Annotated in this window: 21 protein-coding genes; 13 read left to right on the plus strand and 8 right to left on the minus strand. The window is 65.1% G+C overall.

The features are described from left to right. Nucleotides 1–8 precede the first annotated feature (8 nt). The 4 genes from OXR00_RS15130 (at nt 9) to OXR00_RS15145 (ending at nt 3,568) form a co-directional block, all read left to right on the plus strand. The gene (locus OXR00_RS15130; protein ID WP_267389108.1) at nt 9–692 is read left to right on the plus strand and encodes a protoglobin domain-containing protein; all 684 of its coding nucleotides are present in this window, start codon (nt 9–11) and stop codon (nt 690–692) included. Nucleotides 693–798: 106 nt separating this feature from the next. Further along, on the plus strand, nt 799–1,749 hold the full coding sequence (locus tag OXR00_RS15135) for a sigma factor (RefSeq protein ID WP_242148697.1): 951 nt from the start codon (nt 799–801) through the stop codon (nt 1,747–1,749). Between the two features lie 70 nt (nt 1,750–1,819). Further along, nucleotides 1,820–2,329: a hypothetical protein gene (locus tag OXR00_RS15140; RefSeq protein ID WP_267389109.1), complete on the plus strand. Its 510-nt coding sequence runs from the start codon at nt 1,820–1,822 to the stop codon at nt 2,327–2,329. A 117-nt stretch (nt 2,330–2,446) separates the two neighbouring features. After that, nucleotides 2,447–3,568: a helix-turn-helix transcriptional regulator gene (locus tag OXR00_RS15145; protein WP_267389111.1), complete on the plus strand. Its 1,122-nt coding sequence runs from the start codon at nt 2,447–2,449 to the stop codon at nt 3,566–3,568. Nucleotides 3,569–3,599: 31 nt separating this feature from the next. Here OXR00_RS15145 and OXR00_RS15150 read toward each other — a convergent pair whose 3' ends face one another. Both OXR00_RS15150 and gpmA read right to left on the minus strand, forming a co-directional pair. Continuing rightward, entirely contained in the window at nt 3,600–6,368 is a 2,769-nt protein-coding gene (locus tag OXR00_RS15150) for a PAS domain S-box protein (RefSeq protein ID WP_267389112.1), read from the minus strand. A 181-nt stretch (nt 6,369–6,549) separates the two neighbouring features. Continuing rightward, complete coding sequence (gene gpmA, locus OXR00_RS15155) at nt 6,550–7,236, minus strand: 2,3-diphosphoglycerate-dependent phosphoglycerate mutase (protein ID WP_267389113.1); 687 nt, start codon at nt 7,234–7,236, stop codon at nt 6,550–6,552. 178 nt (nt 7,237–7,414) lie between these two features. Here gpmA and OXR00_RS15160 point away from each other — a divergent pair, with 178 nt between their 5' ends. Then, entirely contained in the window at nt 7,415–8,557 is a 1,143-nt protein-coding gene (locus tag OXR00_RS15160; RefSeq protein WP_267389114.1) for an aminotransferase, read from the plus strand. Between the two features lie 84 nt (nt 8,558–8,641). Here OXR00_RS15160 and OXR00_RS15165 read toward each other — a convergent pair whose 3' ends face one another. Next, complete coding sequence (locus OXR00_RS15165) at nt 8,642–9,985, minus strand: MFS transporter (RefSeq protein WP_242148709.1); 1,344 nt, start codon at nt 9,983–9,985, stop codon at nt 8,642–8,644. A gap of 214 nt (nt 9,986–10,199) precedes the next feature. Between OXR00_RS15165 and cyoA the strand changes: the two genes are divergently transcribed. The 7 genes from cyoA to OXR00_RS15200 are packed head-to-tail and all read left to right on the plus strand — an operon-like array spanning nt 10,200 to nt 16,933. Beyond that, a complete protein-coding gene (gene cyoA / locus OXR00_RS15170) occupies nt 10,200–11,258 on the plus strand; it encodes a ubiquinol oxidase subunit II (protein WP_267389139.1) in 1,059 nt (352 codons plus the stop codon). A 12-nt stretch (nt 11,259–11,270) separates the two neighbouring features. Further along, complete coding sequence (cyoB, locus tag OXR00_RS15175) at nt 11,271–13,277, plus strand: cytochrome o ubiquinol oxidase subunit I (protein ID WP_267389115.1); 2,007 nt, start codon at nt 11,271–11,273, stop codon at nt 13,275–13,277. A gap of 1 nt (nt 13,278) precedes the next feature. Continuing rightward, complete coding sequence (cyoC, locus tag OXR00_RS15180; RefSeq protein ID WP_267389116.1) at nt 13,279–13,911, plus strand: cytochrome o ubiquinol oxidase subunit III; 633 nt, start codon at nt 13,279–13,281, stop codon at nt 13,909–13,911. After that, nucleotides 13,908–14,318 (plus strand): cytochrome o ubiquinol oxidase subunit IV, encoded by a 411-nt coding sequence (gene cyoD / locus OXR00_RS15185; protein ID WP_242148716.1) that lies wholly within the window; start codon nt 13,908–13,910, stop codon nt 14,316–14,318. The genes cyoC and cyoD overlap by 4 nt, the downstream gene beginning before the upstream one ends. Beyond that, on the plus strand, nt 14,318–15,055 hold the full coding sequence (locus OXR00_RS15190) for an SURF1 family protein (protein ID WP_267389117.1): 738 nt from the start codon (nt 14,318–14,320) through the stop codon (nt 15,053–15,055). The genes cyoD and OXR00_RS15190 overlap by 1 nt, the downstream gene beginning before the upstream one ends. 44 nt (nt 15,056–15,099) lie before the next feature. Further along, on the plus strand, nt 15,100–16,410 hold the full coding sequence (locus OXR00_RS15195) for an ATP-binding protein (protein ID WP_267389141.1): 1,311 nt from the start codon (nt 15,100–15,102) through the stop codon (nt 16,408–16,410). Then, the gene (locus OXR00_RS15200; protein ID WP_242148717.1) at nt 16,400–16,933 is read left to right on the plus strand and encodes a response regulator transcription factor; all 534 of its coding nucleotides are present in this window, start codon (nt 16,400–16,402) and stop codon (nt 16,931–16,933) included. Before OXR00_RS15195 ends, OXR00_RS15200 begins: the two co-directional genes overlap by 11 nt. 381 nt (nt 16,934–17,314) lie before the next feature. Here the strand turns inward: OXR00_RS15200 and OXR00_RS15205 are convergent, their stop codons facing one another. The 4 genes from OXR00_RS15205 to OXR00_RS15220 are packed head-to-tail and all read right to left on the minus strand — an operon-like array spanning nt 17,315 to nt 20,830. Continuing rightward, complete coding sequence (locus OXR00_RS15205) at nt 17,315–17,923, minus strand: ABC-type transport auxiliary lipoprotein family protein (protein WP_267389118.1); 609 nt, start codon at nt 17,921–17,923, stop codon at nt 17,315–17,317. 8 nt (nt 17,924–17,931) lie between these two features. Beyond that, nucleotides 17,932–18,894 (minus strand): MlaD family protein, encoded by a 963-nt coding sequence (locus OXR00_RS15210; RefSeq protein WP_242148721.1) that lies wholly within the window; start codon nt 18,892–18,894, stop codon nt 17,932–17,934. Then, a complete protein-coding gene (locus OXR00_RS15215) occupies nt 18,894–19,724 on the minus strand; it encodes an ABC transporter ATP-binding protein (RefSeq protein ID WP_242148723.1) in 831 nt (276 codons plus the stop codon). Before OXR00_RS15215 ends, OXR00_RS15210 begins: the two co-directional genes overlap by 1 nt. Then, a complete protein-coding gene (locus tag OXR00_RS15220; protein WP_267389119.1) occupies nt 19,721–20,830 on the minus strand; it encodes an ABC transporter permease in 1,110 nt (369 codons plus the stop codon). The genes OXR00_RS15215 and OXR00_RS15220 overlap by 4 nt, the downstream gene beginning before the upstream one ends. Before the next feature lie 62 nt (nt 20,831–20,892). Here OXR00_RS15220 and OXR00_RS15225 point away from each other — a divergent pair, with 62 nt between their 5' ends. Then, nucleotides 20,893–21,564, plus strand: a complete 672-nt coding sequence (locus tag OXR00_RS15225; RefSeq protein ID WP_267389120.1) for an HAD-IB family hydrolase — start codon at nt 20,893–20,895, stop codon at nt 21,562–21,564. 54 nt (nt 21,565–21,618) lie between these two features. On the opposite strand, the gene OXR00_RS15230 is transcribed toward OXR00_RS15225, so the two are convergent. Continuing rightward, complete coding sequence (locus tag OXR00_RS15230; protein WP_267389121.1) at nt 21,619–22,881, minus strand: DUF445 domain-containing protein; 1,263 nt, start codon at nt 22,879–22,881, stop codon at nt 21,619–21,621. Between the last annotated feature and the right edge of the window lie 16 nt (nt 22,882–22,897).

Consider the following 22,897-nt stretch of genomic DNA (forward strand, 5'->3'; position numbering starts at 1 on the left):
AGGATGACATGCCTCCCACACCTGCATCTGCCGTCGTGACGATCCGCGCGCATTACAGCGGGGTCTTCGATATTCGCGATTTCGACGCAGCCGATCACGCGCTGCTGCGCGAAGCCGCGCCGGCGTTCGAACGCGCTGTCCCGGCTATCATCGCGGCCTGCAATGTCCAGATCCAGGCCAGTCCTGCCGCCGCTCGCTGCCGTGCGGACAGGTCCGACATCAACGACCTGATCCACGCGCAGGCACGCCATTGGATCGCCCTTTTCACCGGACGGTTTGATACCAGCTATGTGGACTCGGCCCGCGCGATCGCGACGATGCACCGCCGGCTCGGGTTCTGTCCGCACTGGCTGTCCGCCGATCACGGCATTGTCACGACACGGTTTTGCGCGATCGCTGCCGAACACGCCAGTCGCGGCTTCCAGCCCGCACGGGGGAGGCGCGTGGCGCGCCTGACCGCGGTGGTGATGAAAACACTTCGACTCGATGCCGAGTATATCGAATCGGCCTATAACGAGGGGAGTGAGGCATTCCTCACAAACACGCGCGCCCCTCACTTCGGGCAAGCACGGGACGGCGTACCGACCCGCCGATATTACGGGGAAGGGCGGTTCCGTGCCAATCGCACCTCGGCGATCCGGCGCGGTGTGCCGCTGCCGGCGCCGACAGCTGCGGGACTCTACGTAATATAGGATTAGGTGGAGACACCTATAGGATTAACAACGATCCCTTAAGTCTTCGAACGGCATTAATGTCCTCAGGCGATGCGACGGGATGCATCGAAACAAGGGGAAGATCATGTCGAAGACCACCGATCTGCTGGAAGTGGCCGTTGCCGTCGTCATCGAGAACACGCCGGCCGGCGAGGTCCGTCAGACCAACCGCCAGCGCGCCAATGTCGACAAGGCGTTCGCCCGCATCCTCACGCTGATCGCGCCCCGCATCCGCCACTTCATCCGCCAGTACGGCCTTGTCGCGCATTGGGACGATGCCGAGCAGGTCTGCGCGATTGCCGTGCACCGCGCCATCGCCGCATACGATCCGGAGAAGGCCAAGTTCACAACCTTCGTCAACTGGCAGATCCGCGGCGAGTTGCAGGGCCTGCGCTTCCGTCTGATGGCCGACCAGCGTCCGTCCGCGAAGAAAGTCTCCGCTGCCACCGTTTCGCTCGACGCTCTGGCGATGGGCATGGACGGTGAGGACGGCGTGCACGAATTCCTGATCGAGGACGAGAGCGCGCTACCCTCCACCGAGGCCGCCGCATCGTCGTTCATGGCCGAGGGTGCCGCACAGGCGCTGCTCGATGCCTATGTCGACCATCTTCGCGAGGTTGGCACCAGCCACCTGCTGCGCGCCCGCGCCAAGACCGGCACCCGCGCCAAGACGCTCGATGCAGGCGAGTCCGCCAAGCTGGAGGAGCGCATCCAGCGCGACCGCGAGATCGTCGAGCATCACCTGTTCAACGCCGACGAATCCGCCGAACTGCCAAGCGACCTGACCCGCGAGCGTCTGCGCCAGATCACGCGCCGCGCCAGCAAGATCATCAGCGAACTCGCCGAGGACGGTGCCCACCTGCGCAGCCGCCCGGCCGACCGCAGCCGCTCGCTGCTGCCGAGCCCGGCGCAGCGCCAGAGCCAGATGGTGCGCGTCAAGGCGATCGCCTCGGTCCCCGCCGATTTCGAAGCCGCCGATGCCGCTTTCCTGCCGCGTGAGCAGACGCTCGCACCACGCGGTGCCCGTCTCAACTAAAGTTTGAGAGCTGTTTTGTCGGAGTACGTACTCCTCCTATAAGGTCTAGTAGGGACTTGGAGGAACAGTCATGCGGCATCTCTCGGCACAATGCGGTCCGCGGCATCGGCCGGTTTGCACGCGCGAACCGGCACCGGCCACGCCGGCGATCCCGACGGCCGACCTGATCGCCCACGCCCGCGCGCTGATCGCCGCGCAAGACTGCACGATGCTGCTGATCGAGCGGACGGTGCGTGCCGGCAAGGTCGCCATCCGCATCGACAAGATCGCTGCCGATGGTAGCCGCACCAACGGGATCGCCCGCAGCAATGATCCGGCGATGCACGCGCTTTGCTATGCCGCCAATGCCACGCTGCGCCAGCTTGCCACGATGCTGCCGGAGGCCGCGCGTGATCGGGTCGGGCTGATGACCGATGGAAGCGGTGCGGCGTTCAGCCCCGACCAGGTGTCGGTGGCCGCAGGGGACTGGCTCGGCGCGGTGCTGAGCGGTGCCGTGCTGTGCGTCGACATCGCGCCCTTTGCTGCCGATGGGCGCTGGGCCAAACTTTCGGTGCCGCAACGGGGCAGCCGGGCGCACTAGTCCTGCCATAATCGCCTGTTCCCTTCCGCGAACGCTTGCTATCAGGCCGCAACAGCGCACCGGCTTCTTTTGCCGGAGCCGGAGGGTGAAGTGGCGGTTCGCAAACAAGCCGGAATGATGGATGCAACCGCACGCCGCGGTGCGCCGCGCGCCCGTGGTGCTCTGATTGCGAGCGCCGGCAACGACGCCCCCGCGATCCCGCTCGACCCGTATCGCAGCATCGTGTTCCCGAACCATCTGCGCGAACAGCGCCGACTGCATGGGTTCTCCGCGTTGCTCGGGCTGTCCGCCGCGCTACCGGCGATCCCCTATATCCGGCTGTCGAAAATCGAACGTGGTGAGGTCGTCGCCCGCGCCGATGAGCTTCAGGCGATTGCCGACCTGCTCGGCATCTCGCCGGTCGATCTGCTGCTCGACATCGAAGATCCCGCCTTCGACATGGCGCATTGGGTGGCGCAGCGCGGCCAGCAACTTGAATTTGACCCGCCCGCTGAGCAACTGGCGATCCTGCTCGCTGCCGCCTTCCGCAAGACGCGGCAGGTCGATCGTGATCTGCCGCTGGCGGTGCTGGAGAGCGTCTATGGTCTTCCGCCGGTGATCGTGTCGCGGATCGAGAACGCGGTGAAGACACCCGATCGCTGGAACGCGACGACGTTGCGCGCCATCTGCGCGGTCATGGACGTCGCGGACTTCGATGCGCTGGTGCAGACCGTGCGCGAGGCGCATGCCGCCGGCGCGTTGGATACGTGGATTGAGCGGTTGCCCGGCGAGGCGAGTCGTCGTCGCCGCACTGCCGAGCGCGTGGCCGATCTGCGCAAGCAACTCAGTAGCGCTACGCCGGTGCCGCAGGCCCCGCCCACGCCGGCAGCGGACGCGCGCGCGCTGCTGACGGTGTATGGTGCGCCACTTGCCGACGGGCTGATCGCGGCGACGCCAGCCGGTTTCACCATCGCGGCGCCGCCTGCGGCCGGCCCGGCAAGCTTCGGCGTGCGGATGTGCCGCGCGACGCTGGGCGCTGGCATGCCGGCGCATGCGGTGCTGGTGGTCGATCCGGACGTGTTTCCCGCGCCAGGCGCGCTTGCCGTGCTGCGGGAAGACGCGGGGTTTCGCGTCGTCTCGATCGGAGTCGATCGCAACGGCATGATGACGGGGTATAGTGCGCAGCCAGACAAGCAGATCCCTATCGACGCGCTTGATCCGGCGGCGGTGCTTGCCGTTATTGCGGCATATTTCCCATAGTTTTGCGTGTGTCGGCTGGCAGAGTCGTCGGTCACGCTCGCGCCACGGGATCGGGCAAGGCGCGCCGCTGACCTGCCTCGCGCACCGGCGCGACGGGCAGCGCGATGAGGAAGGCCGCGCCGCCCTCCGGCGCCGACTCGGCCGTCAGTTTGCCATCGTGGCTTTCGATAATCGTGCGGCACACCGGCAACGCCAGTCCTGAGCCACGATCGCGTGGATCGCCGAACGGTTCGAACACCTGCTGGATGGCCGCCGCCGCCACGCCGACGCCGGTGTCGGCGATGCGGATGATGAGGGTGTCGCCGCGCCGCGCGACGGTAAGGTCGACGCGCTTGGTCTCGCAGCCGCGCATCGCCTCGATGGCATTGTGGAAGATACCGATCAGCACCTGTTCGATCTGGAGCCGGTCGGCCAGGATCTCCTCGTTGCCGTGTTCGTAATTGCGTTGCACCGTGACGTTCTCGGCCACGGCGTCGGGGGCGATGGCGGTATAGGCGTTCTCGATAATGTTGCCGATCGGCTCGCGGCGGCGTGTGGCGGCGCTGTTCGGAGTCAATTGCCGCATCTTTTGAACGAGTTGTCCCGCGCGCATCGCCTGTGTCTGCGCCTGCAGCACCGCGTCGAGCAGTTGCGGCGGGTGACCATCGGCCTGCGCCTTCAGGATGCGAATGCACACTTCGATGTAGTTTACGATCGCGGCAAGCGGCTGGTTCAGTTCGTGTGCGAGCGTTGCTGCCACGCTGCCCATCGCGCTCAGGTGCGACACGCGCAGCATCGTTGCCTGTGCGTGTCTCAGCTCCGCTTGCGCCGCCTGCGCGGCGGTCACGTCGATGGAGAGGCCGATGATGCGTTTGGTGTCATCGGTGGTCCGATAGGTGCGACCCATGCTATGGATCCAGCGCAGCGTGCCGTCCGACCGCACCACCGGGTACACGATGTCATGATTGGCAACCTCGCGGGAGGCGAATCCGCTGCTGTCGATCAGATCAAGCGTCGGCTGGTCGAACAAGGCACGCCATTCCCGAAGGGGTACGCCGTTGGTGCGCTCGGGCGCGACGCCGTGCATGCGCAGCATATCGGCGGAGGCGATGATCGCGTCACGCTCGAAATCGATCTCCCACAGTCCGGCGCCCGCAGCCGACTGCGCCAGCCGCAGCCGCAATTCGCTCTTGGCAAGCGCGGCGAGCGCATCCTTGCGCGCGGTGATGTCCTGTATGGCCGACGCCGCGTAGAGTGGCTGTCCATCGCGGTCCCGGATCACGGTCGCCGATATGGTTACCCAGACGATCTGGCCCTCGCGGCTGCAATACCGCTTTTCGACCGAGAATTGCTCGTCGGAGCGGGCGATCATCGCCTGCAAGATCGCATCGCTCGCCCCGAGATCGAGCGGATGGGTGATGTCACGATAGGATTTCGTCAGCAGTGCGGCGCGATCATGCCCGACGATCTCGCAAAAGCGGTCGTTCACTTCGAGGAAACGGCCATCCAGCCCGGTGCGGGCGAAACCGGCCGCCGCCTGTTCGAAGACGGCGCGGTATCGGGTTTCGGCCTCCTCCAGCGCGGCACGCGACCTCACCGCCTCCGTCGCGATTTCACCGAACACCATCACGCCACCGATCGCACCGTCACTATCGTGCCACGGCTGCAACTCGGACCGCAGATACTCGCACGAGCCATCCGCCATCCGTACTTTGCTGACTGGGCGCGAAACCTTCTCGCCGGCGAGCGCACGCACAGCACCGTCGCCGAGGTGCGCGGCGTACGGCGGCAGCACCTCGGCCGGGCGCCGGCCGATGATCGAGGGTTCGTTTTCCAGCCGCAGGTCGCGCAGGTAGCGGCGCGACACTGCCCGATAGCGTAGTTCGGCATCGAGGGCGGCGATCGCGACCGGTGCGTCGGTGACGAACGCCGTCATCTCGGTGGCGCGCCGGGTGTGGGCTGGTAGCGTAGCGCGGCCGGCGATGCCCAGCGCATCGATCATCAGCGCGGCGGTGGCGCTCAGCGCCAGGAACGGCACCAGATCGGCCGTGAGCGGTGCGCCTGCGGTGATGCTGAAAATGACTAGCGAAGCGCCGCTCAGCAGCAGCAGGATCAGCGCGGCGCCGATCGCGCTGCGGCGGTAAGCGACTCCCGCCCATAACAGCAGCGGTACAACGACCCACGCGCCCGGCCGGATATCGAGCATCGACAATGCGGCGAGCGCGAGCAGCGGCAGCCCGATCGCGCCGAGCAGCACGGGTGCTAACCCGGGGCGGCGCGTCGCGCGCGCTGGCCACAACAGCAGCGCGAGGGCGAGGATGGTCTGGACCGGTGCCGTGGTCGCGAACTCCCGGACGGCATCGGTACTGTCGAGCGAAGAACCACGCAGCAGTGCACCGAGCACGGCACCGGCCGCGCAAGTGATGACCACCGCGCCACCGGCAGCGAGCAGCGCGAGCAACGAAGGCTGCAGCGCCCTGACATCTCCCTCCGCTGGGATCAGGCTCGCACCAAGCCAGGCCGCAGACGCGCCCGCCAGGCTGGCGAGTACCTCCAGCATCGGCGGATAGGTATGAGGATGAACCAACAGCGCAGCGACGGCACCGATCACCACCGCTGGCCAGAGCCGGCGGCCGCCGACCACCAGCCCCGCCAGCGCAACGCCGATTGCCGGGAACAGCGGTGTCGGGATGTTGCGCAGCTCGGCGAGGGAGGTCAGACCTGCGGTTGCCAACGCCGTTGCCGCAGCAAGCAACACAAAACCCACCGCCGCCGCGAAAACGCTACGCGTCTGCGGGTTGGAGATGGGCACGTCTGTCATGCCTGCTGGTATCCGATGGTGCCTGTGAATACCATTCCGCTGCACTACTTAAGGCCACTGCGACAGTGTCGATGTGGCCAATAATGGCACGCTAAGCTATGGAACAAACTGCCAACTCGCTCCTGATTACCCCATAATGGGGCAATAAAGAGACGAGGTGAGCCACCTTTACGTCAGAATGTTACCGCTCGTTCAAGTAATAGCGGTCGGTCGCAACAAGATCATCATCGAGATCATACACGATCGGTTGCCCGGTCGGGATCTCCAGCCCGGTGATTTCATCATCCGGAATGTCCGACAGATGCTTGACGAGCGCGCGCAGTGAATTGCCGTGCGCGGAGATCAGCACGCGCTGACCGCTTTTCAGGGCCGGTGCGATGCGGCTGTTCCAATATGGCAGTACGCGCGCGATCGTATCCTTCAGGCTCTCGGTGGCGGGGATGGCGATGCCGGCGTAACGGCGATCCGACGACAGGTCGAACGCGCTGCCCGGTTCGAGTGGCGGGGGCGGCACGTCGAAACTGCGGCGCCAGATATGGACCTGCTCGTCGCCGTGTTTGGCAGCGGTCTCGGCCTTGTTGAGGCCGGTCAGCCCGCCATAATGCCGCTCGTTAAGCCGCCAGTCCTTTTCGACCGGCAGCCACAGCCGCCGCATTTCCTCCAGCGCGAGATCGAGCGTCTTGATCGCGCGGGTTTGCAAGGAGGTGAAGCACAGGTCGAAATCCAGGCCCTTTTCGGCCATCAGCCGGCCGGCGGCACGCGCCTCTTCCGCGCCTTGCTCGGTCACGTCGACATCCCACCAGCCGGTGAAACGATTCTCGAGGTTCCAGGCGGACTGGCCGTGGCGGATCAGGACGAGGCTGGGCATGCGGTGTCTTTCCCATGGGGCAATGATGCACCCGTTCTTAGCGGCTGCTCGCGCGGAGGCAACGTACACGCTGGGGCAGTGCGGGGGCGGGTGCGGCTATGGGTGACGTGGGATTTTTCCTGCCGCGCCTGTTCGTGTAACGCGTCTTCCCGACCCGCAAAGATCCGAAGGCGTTTGCATGAACCCCGTCTATACCCAACTCGGCACCACCATCTTCGAGGCGATGTCGGCTCGGGCGCGGGCGAGCGGCGCGATCAACCTCGGTCAGGGCTTTCCGGACGGCCGCGGGCCTGAGGATGTGCTCGCGGAGGCGGCGCGCGCCCTGATCGAGGAGTCGAACCAATACCCGCCGATGCTCGGCACCGCGCTGCTGCGGCAGGCGGTGGTGGGTCACTACCGCGCGCATCAGGGACTCGACCTTGCACTGGAGGAGGTGATCGTCACCTCCGGCGCGACCGAGGCGCTGGCCTGCGCGATCTTCGCGCTGGTGTCCCCCGGGGACGAGGTGGTGATGTTCCAACCGCTCTACGACGCCTATCTGCCGCTGGTCGAGCGGGCGGGCGGTGTGGCGAAGCTGGTGCGGCTCGAACCACCGCACTGGCGTATCACCGCCGATGCGCTGGCGGCGGTGGCGAGCGACCGGACGCGGCTGGTGATCCTGAACAGCCCGCTTAACCCCGCCGGCACGCTGGTGAACGCGGCGGAACGGGCCTTGCTCGCTGATTTCTGCGTGGCGCATGACGCGATCGCGATCTGCGACGAGGTCTGGGAGCATGTCATGTTCGACGGCGCGCAGCACCGCTCGCTGATCGCCGAACCCGGCATGCGGGAGCGCACCGTCAAGATCGGTTCGGCGGGTAAGATCTTCTCGCTGACTGGTTGGAAGGTCGGCTGGATGTGTGCGGCGCCGCAGATTGCGGAGGTGCTGGCAAAGGCGCATCAGTTCATGACCTTCACCACCGCGCCAAACCTTCAGGCCGGCGCGGCCTATGGTCTCGGCAAGGATCGTCGATACTTCGAGGAGATGCGGGCCGGCTACCAGCGCTCGCGCGATCGGCTGACGGCGGGGTTGGTCGGGCTTGGCTATGCGGTGCTGCCGTGCGCGGCGACGTATTTCGTCAACATCGACTTGACCGCGTCGGGCGTGGAGATGGGCGACGTCGCATTCGCAGAATGGCTGATCGCCGAAGCGGGCGTCGCCACCATCCCGGTTAGTGCCTTCTATGCCGAGGCGCCGGTGACGAACGTGGTCCGGCTGTGTTTCGCCAAACAGGACGCGACGCTGGACGCCGCGCTCGCGCGGATGGAGCGGCGGCCCTAGCCCGCTACTGTCCGGGTCTGCCAAAGCAAACGGCCCGCCCTCCTGCCGGAGAGCGGGCCGCCTGTTGACCGTGTCAGCCGAGACTTAGGAGAATTTCTGCCCAAGCTCGCGATTGACGTACAGGGCAATGATCGTGCCGAGCGCACCCGACAGCAGGTACCCACCCGCCGCGAGCAGCCCGAGGTGGCTTGCCAACGCCAAAGCGGCCAGCGGCGCGAATGCCGCGCCGAACAGCCACGCCAGATCCGACGTTAGCGCCGAGCCGGTGTAACGATGGTGGCTGGTGAAGTTCGCTGCGACCACGCCCGACGACTGGCCGAAGCCAACCCCGAGGATCGCGAAGCCGAGCACCATGAACACGATCTCGCCCGCATCGCCACCGGCGAGCAGTTGCGGCGCGAAGCCGCTGAACACCGCGATCGCCATCGCCGACACGCCGAGCACGTAGCGCCGGCCGAACCGGTCGGCGAGCAGCCCCGACGCAAGCACCGCGCCGAAACCCACCACCGCGCCGAGGATCTCGATCTCGAGGAAGCGGGCCGGACTCTGTTTGGTGAACAGGAACACCCATGACAGCGGGAACACCGTCACCATGTGAAACAGCGCGAAGCTGGCAAGCGGCGCAAACGCACCGATGATGATGTTGCGGCCCTGTTTGGTTACGGTGTCGAACACCGGTGCCGGCTGAAGATCGCGGGACTCGAACAGGTTGCGGTAATCGGGCGTGGAGACGATACGAAGCCGCGCGAACAGCGCGACGACGTTGATCGCGAAAGCCACGAAGAACGGATAACGCCAGCCCCATTCGATGAAGTCGTTCGCCGACAGCGTCGAGACGAGGAACGCGAACAGTGCGCTCGCCACCATCAGGCCGAGCGGTGCGCCGAGTTGCGGGATCATCGCATACCAGCCGCGCTTGTTCTCGGGCGCGTTGAGCGCGAGCAGTGAGGCAAGGCCGTCCCACGCGCCGCCGAGCGCAATGCCCTGGCCGATGCGGAACAGCGCCAGCAGGATGCCGGCCGCCTTGCCGATCTGTTCGCTGCCCGGCAGGAACGCGACCAGCGCGGTGGCGCCGCCAAGCATGAAGATCGCGATCGTCAGCTTCGTCCCGCGCCCGTAGATCCGGTCGATCGTCATAAAGATCATCGACCCGATCGGCCGCGCGATGAACGCCAGCGCGAAAATCGCAAACGAATAGAAGGTGCCGGTCAGCCGGTCCACGTCCGAGAAGATCAGCTGCGGGAACACCAGCACCGACGCGATCGCATAGACGAAGAAGTCGAAGAACTCCGACGTTCGCCCGATGATGACGCCGATCGCGATTTCGGCCGGCGCGATGCCATGCTTGCCGATATCGGCGTGCGCATCGGTGCCGTGGCCGCCGGGCGGGGCGCTGCCGGATTGGTTGCCGATGGTCTTCGTACTCATATCACGACTCCGGTATGGCGGCGCGCCGCGCAAAGAACGCACGGCGAGTCGATCGCGGATCGGGTCCGCGCGGTCAAGCCGGCCTCTCGATTATTGCTCGCATCTGCGGGATTGGACAAAATGTCCTATGTTGCGCTGCGGGACACATGCTAGGCGCAACCCCATGCCCGAAAGTGCTCCGAAATTCCGAGTCCGCACGATGTTGCGGCCGATCATGATCTTGGCGACGAGCATGATGCTCAGTGGCTGCAACATGGTCGTTCTTCACCCGGCCGGCGACGTTGCTGCGCAGCAGCGTGATCTGCTCATCATCGCCACCGTGCTGATGCTGCTGATCATCGTACCGGTGCTCGCGCTGGTGGCGTTGTTCGCGTGGCGGTATCGCGCCACCAACAAGGATGCACACTACGAGCCGGACTGGGACCATTCGACTCAGCTCGAACTGGTGATCTGGGCGGCGCCGCTGATGATCATCATCTGCCTCGGCGCGGTGACCTGGGTCGGCACCCACCTGCTCGATCCCTATCGTCCGATCGAGCGCGTCGGGGTGGGACGTCCGGTTGCCGCCAACATCAAGCCGCTGGAGGTCGATGTAGTCGCGCTCGATTGGAAGTGGCTGTTCATCTACCCGGAATACGGTATCGCCACCGTCAACGAACTGGCTGCGCCGGTCGATCGCCCGATCGCGTTCCGCATCACCGCATCCTCGGTGATGAACGCCTTCTACGTGCCGTCGCTCGCCGGCATGATCTACGCAATGCCCGGCATGGAGACGCGGCTTCACGCCGTGATCAACAAGCCCGGTGACTATGCGGGCCTGTCGGCCAATTATAGCGGTGCCGGTTTCTCGGGCATGCACTTCCGGTTTTACGGGATGAGCAACGCCGACTTTAATGGATGGATCGCGCGCAACAAGGCCGCGGGCGCCAAGCTCGACCGAGCGACGTACCTGAAGCTGGAACAGCCGAGCGAGCATGTGCCGGTCCAGCGGTTCGCCGCGGTCGATGCAAGCCTGTTCCGCGCCGCCGTCAACCTGTGTGTCAAGCCCGGTGCGATGTGCGCGGACGATATGATGCGGCGCGATGCGGCGTCCGACAGCACGCCGGATGAATTGCAGAAACACGGCCCGATGCCGATGCCTGGTGCTGCCGCCACGCCGTCACCATCTACCAAGTCGAACACCGCATTGCTGACCGGCGCGGGCCTGCCCAAGCCGACTGCAACGTCTGTCGGAACGGCGATCGCCGCTGCCGCCAGCCAACCCCGTTCTTAAAAAGCGAAACCCATGTCAGCCCCACAGTTCGTTCCGATCAGCCCGATCTTCGGTCGCTTCACGATCGACTCGCTGCCACTCCACGAGCCCATTCTCGTCGCCACCTTCTGTGGCGTCGCGGTGGGCGGCATCGCGCTCGTCGCGGCGCTGACGTGGTTCAAATTGTGGGGCTATCTCTGGAAAGAGTGGTTCACGTCCGTCGATCACAAGAAGATCGGCGTCATGTACATGATCCTTGGTCTCGTCATGTTCCTACGCGGCTTCGCCGACGCGCTGATGATGCGCGCGCAGCAGGCGATCGCGTTCCACGGCAATGACGGCATCTTCCCCGCGCACCATTACGACCAGGTGTTCACCGCGCACGGCGTCATCATGATCTTCTTCGTGGCGATGCCGTTCGTCACGGGCCTGATGAACTTCGTGGTGCCGCTTCAGATCGGCGCGCGCGACGTGTCATTCCCGTTCCTCAACAACTTCAGCTTCTGGATGACGGTCGGCGGCGCGGTAACGGTGATGATGTCGCTGTTCGTCGGTGAGTTCGCCCGCACCGGCTGGCTCGCCTATCCGCCGCTGTCGGGCATCGCCTACAGCCCGGGTGTCGGGGTCGACTATTATATCTGGGCGTTGCAGATCGCGGGTGTCGGCACGCTGCTGTCCGGCGTCAACCTGATCGCGACCATCGTGAAGATGCGCGCGCCGGGCATGACGCTGATGCGGATGCCGATCTTCACCTGGACCGCGCTGTGCACCAACATCCTGATCGTCGCGGCCTTCCCGGTGCTGACCGCGGTGCTCGCGATGCTCAGCCTCGATCGCTACGTCGGCACGGATTTCTTCACGAACGACTTCGGCGGCAACCCGATGATGTACATCAACCTCATCTGGATCTGGGGCCACCCGGAGGTGTACATCCTGATCCTGCCGCTGTTCGGCGTGTTCTCGGAAGTGACCTCGACCTTCTCGGGCAAGCGGCTGTTCGGCTATTCGTCGATGGTCTACGCGACTTTGGTCATCACCATCCTCGCCTATGTCGTCTGGCTGCACCACTTCTTCACGATGGGGTCGGGCGCGAGCGTCAACAGCTTCTTCGGCATTACCACCATGGTGATCTCGATCCCGACCGGCGCGAAGATCTTCAACTGGCTGTTCACGATGTATCGTGGCCGCATCCGCTTCGAACTGCCGATGATGTGGACGATCGCATTCATCTGCACCTTCATCATCGGCGGCATGACCGGCGTGATGCTCGCGGTGCCGCCGGCCGACTTCGTGCTGCACAACTCGCTGTTCCTCGTCGCGCACTTCCATAACGTCATCATCGGCGGTGTGCTGTTCGGGGTGTTTGCGGCGGTGAACTTCTGGTTCCCGAAGATGTTCGGCTTCAAGCTCGACGTGTTCTGGGGCAAGGTCGCCTTCTGGTGCTGGGTTCCCGGCTTCTGGGTCGCGTTCACCCCGCTGTACGTGATGGGCCTGATGGGCGTGACGCGTCGTACCCGCACCTTCGACGATCCGTCGTTGCAGATCTGGTTCATCATCGCCGCACTCGGTGCGCTGTTGATCGCCGCCGGGATCGCCGCCATGCTGATCCAGATCGGCTGGAGCATCATCAACCGTGAGAAGCTGCGCGATACCACCGGTGACCCTTGGCACGGCCGTACGCTGGAATGGTCGACCTCGTCGCCGCCGCCGGAGTACAACTTCGCCTTCACGCCGGTCGTGCACGACACGGATGCGTGGTGGGACATGCAGGAGCGCGGCGCGGTGCGTCCGACCGAAGGCTTCAAGGCGATCCACATGCCGCGCAGCACCTGGGCCGGTATCGTTCTCGCCGGGATCAGCGTCGTGTTCGGCGTGGCGATGATCTGGTACGTATGGTGGCTTGCGGCGATCAGCTTCGTCGCACTGATCGCCACCGCGATCGCGCACACGTTCAACTACAAGCGTGATTACCACATCCCCGCCGAGGACGTGGCGCGTACCGAAGCCGAGCGGACCAAAGCGCTCGCGGTGGAGGCATAACATGTCGGCAAATTCGATGACTGCGGACGGCGAGAACCTCGAGGTGTTCTACGACCTCGACGAGCATGAGCATCCCGAGGGCTACAGCACGATGCTGGGCTTCTGGATGTACCTGATGAGCGATTGCCTCATCTTTGCGATGCTGTTCGCGACCTACGGCGTGCTGGGACACAGCTACGCCGGCGGTCCTGGCCCACGGCAGTTGTTTGAACTGCCGCTCGTCGCGCTCAATACGGCGATGCTGCTGTTCTCGTCGATCACCTACGGCTTCGCGATGCTGGCGATGAACCAGAACAAGGTCGGGCAAACCCAGTTGTGGCTGTTCGTGACCGCGTTGTTCGGTGCGGCGTTCCTCACGATCGAGCTGACCGAGTTCGCCTCGCTGATCCATGAAGGCGCGACGCCGCAGCGCAGCGCCTTCCTGTCGTCGTTCTTCACGCTGGTCGGCACGCACGGGCTGCACGTCACCTTCGGTCTGGTGTGGCTGTTCACGCTGATGGTGCAGATCGGCCGCAAGGGGCTGATTCAGGCTAACCGCCGCCGCCTGATGTGTCTAAGCCTGTTCTGGCACTTCCTCGACGTCATCTGGATTGGCGTCTTCACCTTTGTCTATCTGATGGGAATGCTGCGATGACCACGCAGGACGGCGCGCCCGCGCACAGCCATGGCCAGGACGTCGCGCACGGTCATGACGATCGCCACGGCGACGGTGCCTCGCACGGCACCTATGGCAGCTATCTGCTCGGCTTCGGCTTGTCGGTGGTGCTCACCGCTATCCCGTTCTGGTTGGTGATGAGCCACGTGCTTCCCAATCAGGCGACCGGCTATGTCATCATGGCATTTGCGGCGATTCAGATCATCGTCCACATGATCCTGTTCCTGCACATGGATACCAAGTCCGAAGGAGGCTGGAACATGATGGCGCTGGTGTTTACGCTGGTCGTTCTCATAATCACGCTGAGCGGTTCGCTATGGGTGATGTACAACATGAACACCAACATGATGCCGATGTCCGTCGAGGACATGCGACAGATGCCGTGATGCCACGCGGCGGCCCGGTGGAACGGCCGCCGCGATCGCTGGCGACGCTGGTGCTGCTCGGCAGCATCGCGGCACTGGTGTTTGTCGCTCTCGTCGGGCTCGGGATGTGGCAGATCGAGCGACGCGCGTGGAAGCACGCGTTGATCGCCCAAATCGATGCGCGGCTTCATGCTGCGCCCGTGCCTGCGCCGGGTCCGGACGCATGGCCGCACATCACCGCTGCCGATGCATACCGTCGTATCGCTCTCGACGGTGTTTACCAGTCGGGGCGTGACGTTTTCGTCAAGGCAGTTACCGCTCGCGGCGCCGGTTTCTGGGCAGTGTCACCGTTCCGAACCGTGCGTGGCTTCACCGTTCTCGTAAACCGTGGCTTCGTGTCGCACCCGAAGGCGTCCGTGCCCGCCGGTGCCATGCACATCACCGGCTTGTTGCGGGTGAGCGAACCGGGTGGCGGCTTCCTGCGCTTGAACGATCCCGCCGGCGATCATTGGTATTCGCGTGACGTCACCGCCATCGCGCGCGCAAAACGGATTGGCGTCGTCGCTCCATATTTCGTCGACGCTGATGCTGCGTCCTCCGAGCGCGGCGGCCCGATCGGCGGCATGACGGTGGTGCGGTTCAGCGACAACCATCTTGTCTATGCCCTGACGTGGTTCGGGCTTGCCGCTCTGCTGTTGCTTGGGGTGCGTGTGGTGATCCGCGAGGAACTGCGCGTCCGCCGCGCCTCCTTGCGGTGACGATCGAAGCGACACCGCCGCGCGAGTCGACCCGCACCGCGTTGATGAGCGCGCTGCTGTCGGCAGATGCCGCCGGGCGCAAGAACATGGTGTTGCTGATCCAGCTGCGCTGGTTGGCCGTCGTCGGACAGTTCGCAACCATTCTGGTCGTCCAGTTCGCGATGGGTGTGGTCTTGCCGCTGCACGCGATGATCGCTGTTCTGGCCGGGCTGGTCGCGTTCAACCTGTTCAGCCTTTACCTCGTGCGGCAACGTCGCACGATTTCGAACAGCGAACTGCTGGCGGCGCTGTTGCTCGACGTGGCGGCACTGACGCTGCAACTGTCGCTGAGCGGCGGGGCGACCAATCCCTTCGTATCGCTGTTCCTGCTCCAGGTGGTGCTCGGCGCAATCCTGCTGGAACGTTGGTCGAGCTGGGCGCTGGTTCTCGTCACCACTGCGGCGTTCGCGCTGCTGATGCGCCGGTTCAGCCCGCTTGCGCTGCCGCTGAAGCTTGCGACCGATCCCTTCGGGCTACACATCCTCGGCGCACTGGCCTGTTTTGCGTTGGTGGCGGTGTTGCTGGTCCTGTTCGTCACGCGGGTCAGCGGTAATCTGCGGGCGCGCGACGCCTTTGTCGCGGATATGCGCCAGCGGGCGGCGGATGAGGACCACATCATCCAGATCGGGTTACTCGCGTCGGGCGCCGCCCACGAACTCGGCACGCCGCTCGCCTCTCTGGCGGTGATCCTAGGCGATTGGCGGCGGATGCCGCGCCTCGCCAGCGACCCGCAGCTTGCGCAAGACATGGCCGAGATGCAGGCCGAGGTCGAACGCTGCAAGGCGATCGTCACCGGCATCCTGATGTCGGCGGGCGAGGCGCGCGGCGAGGCGCCTGCCATCACCAGTGTACACGGCTTTTTCGACGATCTGGTCGACTATTGGGCGGCGCGCGGCACCGCTCCGATCGATTATGACAATGATTTCGGGCCTGATCTGCCGATCGTGTCCGACACCGCGTTGAAGCAGGTGATCTGCAACGTGCTCGACAATGCCGCCGAAGTCTCTCCGCGGGGCATCGCGCTTGTGATCGCGCGGGAGGGTGACGCGATCCGCCTGACCGTGAGCGATGGCGGCCCCGGCTTCGCGCCCGAAATGCTTGCCAACCTCGGCAAGCCCTACCAATCCACGAAGCAGCGGCCGGGCGGCGGCCTGGGCCTGTTCCTGGTGGTCAATGTCATGCGAAATCTCGGCGGATCAGTGGCGGCGAGGAACCGCGCCGATGGTGGTGCGGAGGTGACGATGCGACTGCCGATTGCGTCGTTGGCCTTCGAGGGTGACGTCAGGACCGTGGGGGAGGAGGATCATGACGGCTGAACGTCTGCTCGTCATCGTGGAGGATGATGACGCCTTTGCACGAACGCTGAAGCGGTCGTTCGAGCGACGGGACTATGTGGTGCTGACCGCCGCCAGCCCCGAGGCGCTCGACGCGTTGCTGGTAGATCACCGGCCGGGCTATGCCGTGGTCGATCTCAAGCTCGGTCAGGCATCGGGCCTCGCGTGCGTCAAGACGCTGCACGCGCATGATCCGGCGATGCTGATCGTGGTTTTGACCGGCTACGCCAGCATCGCGACTGCGGTCGAAGCAATCAAGCTCGGCGCATCCCATTACCTCGCCAAGCCGTCGAACACCGACGATATCGAGGCGGCATTCCACAAGGTGCCGGGGGATATCGACGCGCCGATCAGCGAGCGGCAGACGTCGATAAAGACGCTGGAGTGGGAACGCATCCACGAGGTGCTGGCGGAGACCGGCTTCAACATCTCCGAAACCGCGCGGCGGCTGGGCATGCACCGCCGAACACTGGCGCGCAAGCTGGAGAAACAGCAGGTCAAATGACGTTACGCGGACATTTCTATCGGCCCGCGTGCGTACGATCCTGCGGCCAGGTGACTGCAACAAGCGGATCGCATCGCGACTAAAAGGCTACCCCGTGGATGCCGTGGCATGTGTGCTTCGGCAGCAGGATAACGGACCTGCGTTGGTCGACGTCCACGGCGAACGTCGCCGCGATAGATGCTGCCGGACCCCAACCCATGGTGGGGCGATCTTGAGACACCGCCCGCTGTCGGTCTACTGTCGTTGCGGGTCGCGTTGCGCCGCCTTTCGGTTTCGACCTCGGGCGATTACGTGCACGGCGCTACACGATCGATCGGCAACCCCGGAGTTTGGTCACAGCAACGCATTTGCCGCGCAACTCCGGTACGCGTTATTCCCGCGTTATCGCCCGACCCAGTCCGCTACCTGCACCGCAACCTGATTGGCAGCCTGATTCAGAGCCGCCGCGCTGCCATTTGCGTCGATGACGGAGACGGGCACGCTTGCCGAAAAACGCTTCTTGTCGATCACGTTCTTGTCATCGCGGATCAACGACCCGTCGAACGCCACCACCGCCTGCTTCGAGGTCGCATCGATCCCGAAGCTGCGCAACTCGCCCGACAGCCGCGCGCCCGGATCGGCGCGAAACTGCGAGACGCTCAGCACGACGCGGCCGGTGCGTGTCGTCACCGTGTCCGACAGCAGCCGTGCGAACAGACGCGCGGGCGGTTCCACCCACTGTGCCTTGGCGACATAAGCGATTGAAGTCTCGTTGATCTGTACCGGGATGCGCGTACCGGCAAGCGCCTGCGAAACGGCCGGCACCTGGATGACGATCGTCGGCTGCGTCGCCGAACTCTGGTCCTGCCCGATCGCTGCGGGCGTAGTCGACGTGATCGTCAGCAATTGGGGCGGCGGCTTTGGCGCGAAGCTGATGCAGCCCGACAGCGACACCAGCGCAAGCAGGGCGAGAGACGATTTGACGGGCGCTTTCGGACGGAAGGAACGCATCGAAGACCTCACTTGCTTGGCTTGTAGTCGGGCAGCTTGGACTGGCCGACGAGCGAACTGGCGCCACCACGATCGAGCTTCTCGGCAACCGCCGTCAGCGCCTGCGACATGTTGCGCAGATCGTGGACGAGCGCACCGACCTCCGGGATGGTTTCCTTCGAGAACGCCTTCAGGCCGGGCCGCGCATCGGAGATCGCGGAATCAAGCGTCTCCATGCTGTGCTGCGCCGCCGCCACGGTTGCACCGAGGTTCTTGGTCGCCGGGCGAATGTCCTCGTTGATCATCACGTTGGTCGATCCGGCAAGATCGCCGATCTGCTTGGCTGCGTCACTCGCCTGCTTCAGCGTGGTGCGCATCTCAGCCAGCGTGGCGGCGATTTCCGGGCCGCGATCCGCGAGTGCGCCGGTGAGCCGATTGGTATTGGCAAGAATGCCGGTGATCGACTGCTGGTTCTTATCGGACAACAGTTCGTTGAAGCGCTCGGTCAGCGTCGAGATGCGTTCGAGCAGCTTTGGTGCGGAATTGAGCAGCGCGCCGAGCCCACCGGCCTTGGCCGGGATGGTGGGCAGGCCGTTGGGGCAATCGAGCTGCGGGTTGGTGTCCGGGCAAGCGATCGGCGGCGCACCTTTAACCGCACCGTCGAGCTGGACCGTGCTGGTGCCGGTAAAGCTGCCCTGGATCGTCGCGGTGGTGCCGACCAGAATCGGCGTATTGTCCTTCACGCTGATCCGCACCCGCACGAACTGCGGATCGTTGGTGAGGGCGATCTCCTTCACCTCACCGGTCGGCACACCAGAAAATGCGACCGCCGAACCTTTGGCGAGGCCATCGACCGACTGTTTGAAGAAGATGTCGTATTCCTTGTCACTCGCCCCGCCGAAGCGGGCGATCCACACCAGGAACACCGCCATGACGGCGATCAGGATCAGCACGACAGTACCGACAAGGACGTGATTCGAGCGCGTTTCCATCAGCTTTCCGTCCCTGCAGGCTCGTTCGCTTCATTATGTTCCAAGGTGGCGCTCGCGGCGCGACCGCGCGGCCCCCGGAAATATTCCTGGATCCAGGGATGATCGGTCGCGAGCAATTCGTCGATCGTCCCCACCGCGATCACCTTGTGATCGGCCAGCACCGCGACCCGGTCGCAGATCGCGTACAACGTGTCGAGATCGTGCGTGATGAGAAACACGGTGAGGCCGAGGGTGCGCTGGAGCGACTTGATGAGATCGTCGAACGCCGCCGCACCGATCGGGTCGAGTCCGGCGGTCGGCTCGTCGAGGAACAGCAGATCGGGGTCGAGCGCGAGCGCGCGGGCGAGGCCGGCGCGCTTCTTCATGCCGCCCGACAGCTGCGACGGATATTTCGGGCCCGCATCGGCTGGCAGTCCGGTCATCACCACCTTGTAGGCGGCAATTTCGTCGAGCAACGCGGGCGGCAGCTTCTTATAGAACTCGCGCAGCGGAACCTGCACGTTCTCCGCGACGGTCAGGGTCGAGAACAACGCGCCGCCCTGGAACAGCACGCCCCACCGCTTCGACAGGTCGACCATCTCGGTCTCCTCACGGTCGATCGTGGGGTCACCAAGCACGTGAATGTCGCCGGCATCGGGCTTTTGCAGGCCGATGATCGAGCGCATCAGCACCGACTTGCCTGTGCCCGAGCCGCCGACCACGCCGTAGATCTCACCACGTCGCACCTCGAGGTCGAGCCCGTCATGCACGACCTGCTCGCCAAACGTGTTGCGCAGGCCGCGCACGACGATCACATCGTCAGGCGTGTCGGCAGGGGGGCGTGTGCTCATATCCAGCCTACCCAGGTGAAGAACACCGCGAAGAACGCATCGAGCACGATCACCATGAAAATGCCCTGCACCACGGCGGCGGTGGTGCGGGTGCCGACCTGTTCGGCGTCGCCCTCGACCAGCATGCCCTGGAAACAGCCGGCCATGCCGATGATTGCGCCGAACACCGGCGCCTTGATGAGGCCAACATACAGATCGGTCATCGGCACCACCTCGCGCAGGCGCTGCACAAACGTAACGGGCGGAATGCCGAGTGAGACCCAGCACAGCAGACCGCCGCCGATGATCGAGATCAACGAGGCGTAGATGCCGAGCAGCGGCATCATCACCACCACCGCCATCACGCGCGGCAGCACCAGCGCCTCCATCGGCGAAACGCCGATCGTGCGCATCGCGTCGATCTCCTCGGTCAGCTTCATCGTGCCGAGCTGCGCCGCGAACGCCGAGCCGGAGCGGCCCGCAATCATGATCGCGGTCATCAGAACGCCGAGTTCACGTAGCGTGAGCCGGCCGAGCAGGTTGATCGTGTACACCTCCGCACCGAACTGTCGGAGCTGCACCGCGCCCTGTTGCGCGATGACGATGCCGATCAGGAAACTCATCAGCCCGACGATGCCGAGCGCCTTGACACCGACCACCTCGAACCGGGTGACGGTCGCGTTGAAGCGGAAGCGCGAGGGGTGGACGATGACGTTCCACAAAGCGATCATCGTCGCACCGAGGAAGCCGACCAGCCCGACCAGCGTCCTGCCGGTGAGGACGACGGCGTCGCCCACCTCGCCGATCACGCGGGTGATGCCGCCGACCGAAGCAGGGCGTATCGCGACCGGCTGATCGGCGGCTTCGACCTGCTGGAGCAGATGCTGGCCGTCCTGATCCAGGCCCTCGATCCTGGCACCGTGCTGCGCGGCGAAACGGTGGATCAGCCACGCGCCGACCGTGTCGATCCGTTCGACCCCGCTGAGATCGACGGTAGCGACCTTACCGGCATAGCTGCGCAGGCGATCAGGCAGGTTGCCGATCTGGGCGAGCGACAGGCTGCCGGTGAAGCGCAAGACATCGCCATCGCCGGAACGGTCTTGCGTGAAGGCGGCTGGGTCGTTCATCGCGCGCATCTTTGCGACAATCCCGCTGGAACGGCAAGCCGCGCTGTTGCTAGGGTGAGACGATGCACGCCATCGCCATATACGATCTCGACAAGACAATCACCCATGCTCCGACCTGGACCGCCTTTCTCATCGCAAGCGCCCGGGCGCAGAAGCCTTGGCGGCTGGCGCTGCTGCCGCTCGCCGGGGTGGCGACGCTCGGCTACGCGCTCAAACTGGTGGACCGCGCGCGGCTAAAGCAGATCACGCAACGCCTGCTGCTCGGCAACGGCTGGCAGGATGCGCGGGTCGCGCGCGCGGTCGCCGACTTCGCCGATGGTGTGATCGCGGACGGTATCTACACCGGCGCGCGGGCGGCGATCGCGGCGGACCGCGCGGCGGGGCGGCGGATCGTGCTCGCCACCGCGTCCTATGCGTTCTACGCGGGCGCGATCGCCGAGCGGCTTGGCTTCGACGATGTGATCGGCACCTGTGTGGTGCGCGACAACGGCAAGGTCCGCGCCCGGATCGAGGGCGAGAATTGCTACGGTGCGGCCAAATTGCGGATGATCGAGGCGTGGCTGGCGGGCGAGGGGATCGCGCGGGATGACGCGACCGTCCGGTTCTATACGGACCATGTGTCCGACGCGCCGACGCTGGAATGGGCGGACGAGGCATTCGCCGTCAACGCGCACGGGCCGCTGCGGCTGCTGGCGAAGCTGAAGGGATGGACGATCCTCGACTTCGAGCGGTGAGTCGCATCGTTGCGGCCGACATATCCGGTGTCGCCGACGCAAGATGTGGCCGCCTCAGCCCAGCGCCACATCCACGGTGTGGATCACGAGGCCGACAAGGCCGCCGACCAGCGTGCCGTTGATGCGGATATATTGCAGGTCGCGCCCCACCGCATTCTCCAATCGGCTGGTGATCGTGTCGGCATCCCAGCCCTTTACCGTCTCCGACACCAGCCGGACGATGTTGTCGCCGTAATCCGCTGCGATGCCGACCACGGCGCGGCGCACGAATCGGTTGATCGTCGCGCGCAGCATCGATTCACGGCCAAGCGTGTCGCCAAGCTGGCGCAGCGCGTCGCCGATCGGTCCGCGCATCACCCGGTCCGGATCGCGCGCCATGTTCATCATTCCGATGCGCGCCTGTTCCCACACGCCGTCAAGCCAGCGCTGCATCGCCGGGTTGGCGATGATCTCGGCCTTGATCGCTTCCACCCTCGCCTGCATTTCTGGGGAATGCATGAGGTCGTGCGCGAGGCTGGCCAGCCCCTCGTCGGCCTTGGCGCGCAAGGGATGTTCGGGGTTGTCCGCCATATCGGTGAGCAGCCCGTTCAGGCCGGCAATGATCTTGTTGGAGAGCGTCTCGTCGAGGCCGGTCCAGCGCATGATAGACCCGGCGCGATCATGCACCATCGCACGGATCAGATGGTCGTTGGCTTCAAGGATGCGCGCCGCCCAGCGCACGATCCCGTCGAGCAGCGGCAGGTGGCGCTCCTCCGCGATCGCGGCCGTGAGCGCCTGCCCGAGCAGCGGCGCGACATCGAGATCGGCCAGCCGCTTGCCGAGCATCCCCCGGACGATCCCGCCGAGCCGCTGCTGATCGAGCGCCTGGAGCATGCTGATCGTCATCGCCGACGCGCCACGCGCGATACGTCCGTCGCGGGCGAGCGGATTGGCCAGCCACAGTCCGGCCGCACCGGCGACATCGAGCCGGAGCATGCGGCGCGCGACCACGCGCGGGATCAGGAAATTATCGCGCAGGAAGGTGGCGAGCGTGTCGCCGATCCGGTCCTTGTTACGGGGGATGATGGCGGTGTGGGGGATCGGCACGCCCAAGGGGTGGCGGAACAGCGCCGTTACCGCGAACCAGTCGGCCAGGCCGCCGACCATCGCCGCCTCGGCAAAGGCGCGCACGAAGCCGAGCGCCGGCCAACGCTGATCGTAGGTGCGGGAAACCAGAAACACCGCCGCCATCGCCAGTAACAGGCCGGTGGCGATCAGCCGCATGCGGACGAGACCCGGCGGGGCGGCTTCGGTGCTCAGGCGTCGGGCTTTCGTCATCGGGTACGAAAAGCCC

Origin of the sequence: Sphingomonas sp. GC_Shp_3, assembly GCF_026540945.1 — a bacterium.
In the GTDB taxonomy this organism is placed as follows: Bacteria; Pseudomonadota; Alphaproteobacteria; order Sphingomonadales; family Sphingomonadaceae; genus Sphingomonas.

Bases quoted from the DNA above. Each gene is read 5' to 3' on its own strand.
- OXR00_RS15130 (WP_267389108.1), top strand. From the start codon at position 9: ATGCCTCCCACACCTGCATCTGCCGTCGTGACGATCCGCGCGCATTAC.
- OXR00_RS15135 (WP_242148697.1), top strand. From the start codon at position 799: ATGTCGAAGACCACCGATCTGCTGGAAGTGGCCGTTGCCGTCGTCATC.
- OXR00_RS15140 (WP_267389109.1), top strand. From the start codon at position 1,820: ATGCGGCATCTCTCGGCACAATGCGGTCCGCGGCATCGGCCGGTTTGC.
- OXR00_RS15145 (WP_267389111.1), top strand. From the start codon at position 2,447: ATGGATGCAACCGCACGCCGCGGTGCGCCGCGCGCCCGTGGTGCTCTG.
- OXR00_RS15150 (WP_267389112.1), bottom strand. From the start codon at position 6,368: ATGACAGACGTGCCCATCTCCAACCCGCAGACGCGTAGCGTTTTCGCG.
- gpmA (WP_267389113.1), bottom strand. From the start codon at position 7,236: ATGCCCAGCCTCGTCCTGATCCGCCACGGCCAGTCCGCCTGGAACCTC.
- OXR00_RS15160 (WP_267389114.1), top strand. From the start codon at position 7,415: ATGAACCCCGTCTATACCCAACTCGGCACCACCATCTTCGAGGCGATG.
- OXR00_RS15165 (WP_242148709.1), bottom strand. From the start codon at position 9,985: ATGAGTACGAAGACCATCGGCAACCAATCCGGCAGCGCCCCGCCCGGC.
- cyoA (WP_267389139.1), top strand. From the start codon at position 10,200: ATGATCTTGGCGACGAGCATGATGCTCAGTGGCTGCAACATGGTCGTT.
- cyoB (WP_267389115.1), top strand. From the start codon at position 11,271: ATGTCAGCCCCACAGTTCGTTCCGATCAGCCCGATCTTCGGTCGCTTC.
- cyoC (WP_267389116.1), top strand. From the start codon at position 13,279: ATGTCGGCAAATTCGATGACTGCGGACGGCGAGAACCTCGAGGTGTTC.
- cyoD (WP_242148716.1), top strand. From the start codon at position 13,908: ATGACCACGCAGGACGGCGCGCCCGCGCACAGCCATGGCCAGGACGTC.
- OXR00_RS15190 (WP_267389117.1), top strand. From the start codon at position 14,318: ATGCCACGCGGCGGCCCGGTGGAACGGCCGCCGCGATCGCTGGCGACG.
- OXR00_RS15195 (WP_267389141.1), top strand. From the start codon at position 15,100: ATGAGCGCGCTGCTGTCGGCAGATGCCGCCGGGCGCAAGAACATGGTG.
- OXR00_RS15200 (WP_242148717.1), top strand. From the start codon at position 16,400: ATGACGGCTGAACGTCTGCTCGTCATCGTGGAGGATGATGACGCCTTT.
- OXR00_RS15205 (WP_267389118.1), bottom strand. From the start codon at position 17,923: ATGCGTTCCTTCCGTCCGAAAGCGCCCGTCAAATCGTCTCTCGCCCTG.
- OXR00_RS15210 (WP_242148721.1), bottom strand. From the start codon at position 18,894: ATGGAAACGCGCTCGAATCACGTCCTTGTCGGTACTGTCGTGCTGATC.
- OXR00_RS15215 (WP_242148723.1), bottom strand. From the start codon at position 19,724: ATGAGCACACGCCCCCCTGCCGACACGCCTGACGATGTGATCGTCGTG.
- OXR00_RS15220 (WP_267389119.1), bottom strand. From the start codon at position 20,830: ATGAACGACCCAGCCGCCTTCACGCAAGACCGTTCCGGCGATGGCGAT.
- OXR00_RS15225 (WP_267389120.1), top strand. From the start codon at position 20,893: ATGCACGCCATCGCCATATACGATCTCGACAAGACAATCACCCATGCT.
- OXR00_RS15230 (WP_267389121.1), bottom strand. From the start codon at position 22,881: ATGACGAAAGCCCGACGCCTGAGCACCGAAGCCGCCCCGCCGGGTCTC.